Annotated in this window: 6 protein-coding genes; 4 read left to right on the plus strand and 2 right to left on the minus strand. The window is 68.8% G+C overall.

Going from position 1 to position 5,689, the window contains the following annotated elements; genetic code table 11:
* The coding region (locus tag VFT73_RS04965; protein ID WP_326409058.1) for a DUF5117 domain-containing protein at positions 1–920 on the minus strand (920 nt) is incomplete at its 3' end.
* A 287-nt stretch (positions 921–1,207) separates the two neighbouring features.
* Between VFT73_RS04965 and VFT73_RS04970 the strand changes: the two genes are divergently transcribed.
* The 3 genes from VFT73_RS04970 to VFT73_RS04980 all read left to right on the plus strand — a co-directional run bounded on the left by VFT73_RS04970 (position 1,208) and on the right by VFT73_RS04980 (position 4,137).
* Positions 1,208–2,638, plus strand: coding sequence for an ATP-binding protein (locus VFT73_RS04970; protein WP_326409059.1), 1,431 nt, complete (start codon positions 1,208–1,210; stop codon positions 2,636–2,638).
* Complete coding sequence (locus VFT73_RS04975; protein WP_326409060.1) at positions 2,635–3,573, plus strand: carbon-nitrogen hydrolase family protein; 939 nt, start codon at positions 2,635–2,637, stop codon at positions 3,571–3,573. Before VFT73_RS04970 ends, VFT73_RS04975 begins: the two co-directional genes overlap by 4 nt.
* A 63-nt stretch (positions 3,574–3,636) precedes the next feature.
* Positions 3,637–4,137: a cyclodeaminase/cyclohydrolase family protein gene (locus tag VFT73_RS04980; RefSeq protein ID WP_326409061.1), complete on the plus strand. Its 501-nt coding sequence runs from the start codon at positions 3,637–3,639 to the stop codon at positions 4,135–4,137.
* Here the strand turns inward: VFT73_RS04980 and VFT73_RS04985 are convergent.
* Positions 4,098–4,364 carry a hypothetical protein gene (locus VFT73_RS04985; protein ID WP_326409062.1) on the minus strand — a complete coding sequence of 89 codons (267 nt, stop codon included), beginning with the start codon at positions 4,362–4,364 and terminating at the stop codon, positions 4,098–4,100. The two genes, VFT73_RS04980 and VFT73_RS04985, sit on opposite strands and share 40 nt — an antisense overlap.
* A gap of 111 nt (positions 4,365–4,475) precedes the next feature.
* Here VFT73_RS04985 and VFT73_RS04990 point away from each other — a divergent pair.
* Positions 4,476–5,689: peptide chain release factor 3 (locus tag VFT73_RS04990; protein WP_326409063.1), on the plus strand; the 1,214-nt coding region annotated here is incomplete at its 3' end.

Consider the following 5,689-nt stretch of genomic DNA (forward strand, 5'->3'; position numbering starts at 1 on the left):
GCCGTCCGCACCGGCTCCGGCGCGGCGCTGTCGACATAGAAAGTGATCGGCTGCTTGACCGGCGAACGGGCGGCGTTCGGATCGGTCTTTTCCAGCCGAAAGCGATTGGCGAGCTCGTACACCACCGGGCTGCCCAGCGGCGCGGCATAGTCGACGATCTGCGTGCCGAAGCTGCCCGCGCGCGGATCGAAGCGGCGCGGCACATAGCCCGGCTCCGGCAGCGCGATCAGCGAATGGCGCACGACGAAGCTGACGTTGCCCGTTACCGGCGCGATATTGTCGACCTCGGACCCCTGCTTTGCGGAGGTGAAGGTCAGCCGCGCCTCCAACTCGACATTCTTCGGGAAGTCGCGCGCCGCGTTCGGATCGGCGACGCTCAGTTCGGGCACCAATTTGTAGTCGCCGCCGTCCTGCTCCTTCAGGGCACGGGCGATGCCGAGATCGTCGCGAGCGACGAAGGAGCTCAGGTCGACGAGGAAGCTGCCGTCCGGTTGCTCGGCGGCGACGTCGCCCATCCAGATCGTCGAGGTCGCGAACGACCGCCGCACGCCCTGCTGCTCATGCGGCGGTGCCCCGGCCGCGCGGAACTTGGGATTCTCGATCTCCGCCAGCACCTTCTTGCCGACGCGCCGGAACACCAGCAGCCGCGATCCGGTGTTCAGCGCATAATCGAGCCCCAACGCCGGCGAGCCCAGCCCCGTCTCCAGCGATGCGGTGTAGATGTAGCGGCCCGAAATCCCCTCGCCATCCGGTGCGGGCAGCGTCGCGATGATCCGCCCGGCCTTGCGATCGACATGCAGCGGGATCAGCCCCGACTGAGCGGCGGTTCCCTCCAGCACCTTGGCCGGAGGATCGACCGCGAGCGCCGGCGCGGCGAACATGGTGGTGGCAAGCAACAGCGCAGCGATACGGCCCGTCATGGTGTCCCCTCGTTCTGGTTTGCGCGGACCATAGGGGCGTAGGCGCAGGACGCAAATGGCTCGGAGCAAAGCCCCTCTCCCCGCCCGCGGGAGAGGGAGAGGCCCAAGCCGTCAGGCTTGGGAGGGTAAGGGCATGATTTACGCGCACGGACCTCTGCCCTCACCCCGCGGCCGCCCGCAGGGGCGAGTCGCCCTCTCGCCGGCGGGCAGAGGGGCTGATTATTGTCCCCAGTTTTTTGCCGCCTCGCCCTTGCCCAGAATCGCCCCCGTGCCCGAAACGCAGGCGTATGAGTTTCGGCGTCGATCTTGGGGTGAACGAGCGGGGACAGTCAGTCGCGCTCGATCTGGGCGAGCTCCTGTCCACGCGGCTGCTGGTGCAGGGCAACTCCGGGTCGGGCAAGTCGCACCTGCTGCGCCGGCTGCTGGAAGGCAGCGCGGGCACGGTGCAGCAGGTCGTGATCGATCCGGAGGGCGATTTCGTCACTCTTTCCGACGCGTTCGGGCATACGGTGATCGACGCGGCATCTTATTCGCTGGGCGAAGTCGCGACGATCGGCGCGCGCATCCGCGAGCATCGCGCGTCGGCGGTGCTGAGCCTCGACGGGCTGGAAATCGACGACCAGATGCGCTGCGCGGCGGTGTTCCTGAACGCGCTGTTCGAGGCCCCGCGCGAGCATTGGTTCCCGGCGCTGGTGGTGGTCGACGAAGCGCAATTGTTTGCGCCTGCCGCGGCCGGCGAAGTGGCCGACGACGCGCGCAAAACCTCGCTGTCGGCCATGACCAACCTGATGTGCCGCGGGCGCAAGCGCGGGCTCGCAGGCGTCATCGCGACGCAGCGGCTGGCGAAGCTTGCCAAGAACGTCGCGGCGGAAGCGTCCAACTTCCTGATGGGCCGCACCTTCCTCGATATCGACATGCTGCGCGCGGCCGACCTGCTGGGCATGGAGCGGCGCCAGGCCGAGGCGATCCGCGATCTTGAGCGGGGACAGTTCCTGGGGCTTGGCCCCGCGATCGCGCGGCGGCCGGTGCTGGTGGGCGTCGGGCCGGTGAAGACTGGGACGAACAATGCCGCCCCGGCGCTGCTGCCGCTTCCGGACGCGGATGCCGGCGCCGAGCTGCTGCTGAATCTCGAACCCGCGCCGCGCGAGATCGCCCCCCCGCCCCCTCCACCGGCGCGCCCGGCCGAGTTGATCCGAGCGATTGAAGCGCCGCCTACCGTCCCCGATTTGCCGACGCTCGACGAACGCGAACGGACAGCGCGCATCGGCTCCATCCTCTCGGGCTTGGCCGCCGGCTTCGCCGGCCAGCCCGCGCCGGCGCTCTACCAGGAGTTCACGGTGGGCTGCCGGATGGCCGGGATCGCGCGCGTGCCCCCGCTCGCCGATTTCCGTCGCCTGCTCGCGCTGGCTTTGGCCGGCATCGACGGGGAGGACGGATGGACCGAGCCGCTCGCCCTCGCCGCCGCGTTGCCGGAGGAAATGCTGGCGCCGTTCATGGCGCTCGCCCGCGCCGCGCGGGAAGGCGCGCCCTGCCCTGACGATGCCGAGCTCGCGCGCATCTACGGCACCGCCTCGATGGGCCGCGTCAAGCGGATGCTCGGCCATATGGAGGAACGCGGCGTGATCGTGATCCGCACCGACCTCGCCGGCGGTCGGTCGGTCGCGCTGCCGCATCTGGGCTGGACAAGTGCCGCGACGGTGGCAGGACGGGCGGCATGACCAAAACCACCGTCGCCGCGCTCCAGATCGGCTCTCACCCGGACGGCAAAGCCACGACGCTGGATGCGATCCAGTCCTTCGAGCGAAGCATCGCGGAGAGCGGCGCCGCGCTGGTCGTGATGCCCGAGGCCCTGCTCGGCGGCTATCCGAAGGGTTCGGGTTTCGGCACGCGGCTCGGCTATCGCATGCCGGAAGGGCGCGAGGCGTTCGCAGCTTATCATGCCAACGCGGTCGATCTCGACGGGCCGGAGGTCGAGGCGCTGGCCGGCCTCAGCCGCCGCACGGGTGCGACCATCGTCATCGGCGTGATCGAGCGCGCCGGTGCGACGCTTTATTGCACGGCCCTGTTCATCGATCCCGATCGCGGGCTGGCCGCGAAGCACCGCAAGCTGATGCCGACCGGCACCGAGCGGCTGATCTGGGGCCAGGGCGACGGCTCGACGATGCCGGTGGTCGAAAGCCGTGCCGGCAGGATCGGCGCGGCGATCTGCTGGGAAAACCACATGCCGCTGTTCCGCACCGCGATGTACGCGAAGGGCGTCGAGATCTGGTGCGCGCCGACCGTCGACGAGCGCGACGTCTGGCGCGCATCGATGCGCCACATCGCGCACGAAGGCCGCTGCTTCGTGGTGAGCGCATGCCAAGTCCAGCCCTCGCCCGCCGCACTCGGGCGCGAGGCGGAAGGGTGGCCCGCCGACCGCCCCCTGATCCGCGGCGGCTCGATGATCGTTGGCCCGCTGGGCGACGTGCTCGCCGGGCCGCTGGAGCACGAGACCGGCCTCGTCACCGCCGAGATCGACACCGGCGACATCGTCCGCGCCCGCTACGATTTCGACGCGGTCGGCCATTATTCGCGGCCGGACATATTCCGCCTGCAGGTCGACGAGACGCCGCGGCCGGGCGTCGCCTTCGCACCGTTCCAGCGGGACGCCTGACCCGATTGCGCCCGAATCGCGTCACGCGCGTTGTCGACTGAACGTCGCACAACGGAGGCGGAATTGCTGGGATCGATCGCATGGCAGTCGGTAGCCGAGGTGCTGGAAGCGACTGCGTCCGAGGAACCGGCGCCGGGCTCGGGCGCAGCCGCCGCGCTGGCGCTGGGTCTTGGCGCTGCATGCGCCGGCAAGGCGGCGCGGATCACGCTCAAGCATCATCCCGAGCGCCTGGCGCTGGCCGCAGCCGACGCGCGGCTTGCCGAAATTCGGGCGGACGCACTGCGCGACGGCGATGGTGACGCCGCCTGCTTCACGGCACTGGTCGCACACGAACCGGGCGTCGCCGATCGGCTGATCGAAATCGGCGAGCATCTGCTCGTCCGAACGCTGCACGCCAAGGCAGTGGTTGCGGAGATGGAGGCCGGCATCATGCCGATCATGCGGAACGACATGCTCGCCGCGCGCATGCTGATCGACAGCGCCGAAGCGATCGTCCGCGCGAATCTGGCCGGGACGCTCGACGCTCAGTCGTCGAGCGACAATTGCTCCGATGCAGTGATGTAGTCGTCGGCGGCGCGCTTCAGTTCCGGATTCTTCGGAAACGCCTCCGCCGGCAGCGGCGCAAAACCGAGGGCCTCCATCAGCACCCAGAGCGCGAATTTGCGGCCCGGCTCCTGCTCCTTGCCGAAATCGATCGTCAGCCGCTCCCGGCCTTCGGCGAGCACAGCGGGCGGCATCGATTCCAGATCGCCCGGCCCGAAATAATGCTCGATCAGCGCATCGAGATCCATCGGCGGAGCGCCACTCCAATCGCGCCCTCTCGTCAAGCGGCAATTGGATCGCTACATGGCCGTCGACTGCGCTCAAGCGGCGAGCGCGCCCGCTCATTTGCCAAGGTTTCCATGGATTCCCGACCGACCACGCGCCCGGATCGGCGCACTTTCGCGATCATTTCCCACCCGGACGCGGGCAAGACGACGCTGACCGAAAAGCTGCTGCTGTTCGGCGGCGCGATCCATGCCGCCGGCGAAGTGAAGGCGCGGGGTCAGGCGCGGCGCGCCCGCTCGGACTGGATGAAGATCGAGCAGCAGCGCGGCATCTCCGTCACGTCCTCCGTGATGACGTTCGAGCGGGACGGGCTCACCTTCAACCTGCTCGACACGCCGGGCCACGAGGATTTCAGCGAGGATACCTACCGCACGCTGACCGCGGTCGATTCCGCGGTGATGGTGATCGACGCCGCGCGCGGCATCGAGGCGCAGACGCGCAAGCTGTTCGAGGTGTGCCGCCTGCGCTCCGTCCCGATCATCACGTTCGTCAACAAGGTCGACCGCGAAGGCCGCCACCCGTTCGACCTGCTCGACGAGATCGCGTCTGACCTGGCGCTGGACGTCAGCCCGATGAACTGGCCGGTCGGCATGGGCGGCACGTTCGAGGGACTCTACAATCTGGAGACCAAAGAGCTGACCCGGCCAGACGGCACCACGGCGCCCGCCGACCTGTCGGGTCATGAGCCGGTCGGCGAGGAGCTGGCGCTGATCGACGCCGGTTATGCCGCGTTCGACGAGGTCGCCTATCGCCACGGCGACCTGACGCCGGTCTTTTTCGGATCGGCGCTGAAGGATTTCGGCGTGTCCGAGCTGATCGACGCGCTTGCCCGCTTTGCCCCGTCGCCGCGCCCGCAGCCGGCCGAGCCCGAGGCCGTCTCGCCCGACGATGCCGCCGTCACCGGCTTCATCTTCAAGGTGCAGGCGAACATGAACCCGATGCACCGCGACCGCGTCGCGTTCATGCGTCTGTGTTCCGGTAAATTCCGCAGGGGCATGAAGCTGAACCAGGTCGGCACCGGCAAAGCGATCGCGGTGCACAGTCCGATCCTGTTCTTCGCCCAGAACCGCGAGACCGCGGAAGAAGCGTGGCCGGGCGACATCATCGGCATTCCCAACCACGGCACCCTGCGGGTCGGCGACACGCTGAGCGAAGCCGAGGACCTGCGCTTCACCGGGATTCCGAATTTCGCACCGGAAATCCTGCGCCGCGTGCGGCTGTCCGATCCGATGAAGGCCAAGCATCTGCAGCGCGCGCTGGAGGATCTGGCCGAGGAAGGCGTCACCCA

Source organism: Sphingomonas sp., from assembly GCF_035758555.1.
GTDB lineage: Bacteria > Pseudomonadota > Alphaproteobacteria > Sphingomonadales > Sphingomonadaceae > Sphingomonas_B.

Excerpts from the sequence above, each read along its gene's own strand:
- VFT73_RS04970 (WP_326409059.1), top strand. The coding sequence starts at position 1,208 with ATGAGTTTCGGCGTCGATCTTGGGGTGAACGAGCGGGGACAGTCAGTC.
- VFT73_RS04975 (WP_326409060.1), top strand. The coding sequence starts at position 2,635 with ATGACCAAAACCACCGTCGCCGCGCTCCAGATCGGCTCTCACCCGGAC.
- VFT73_RS04985 (WP_326409062.1), bottom strand. The coding sequence starts at position 4,364 with ATGGATCTCGATGCGCTGATCGAGCATTATTTCGGGCCGGGCGATCTG.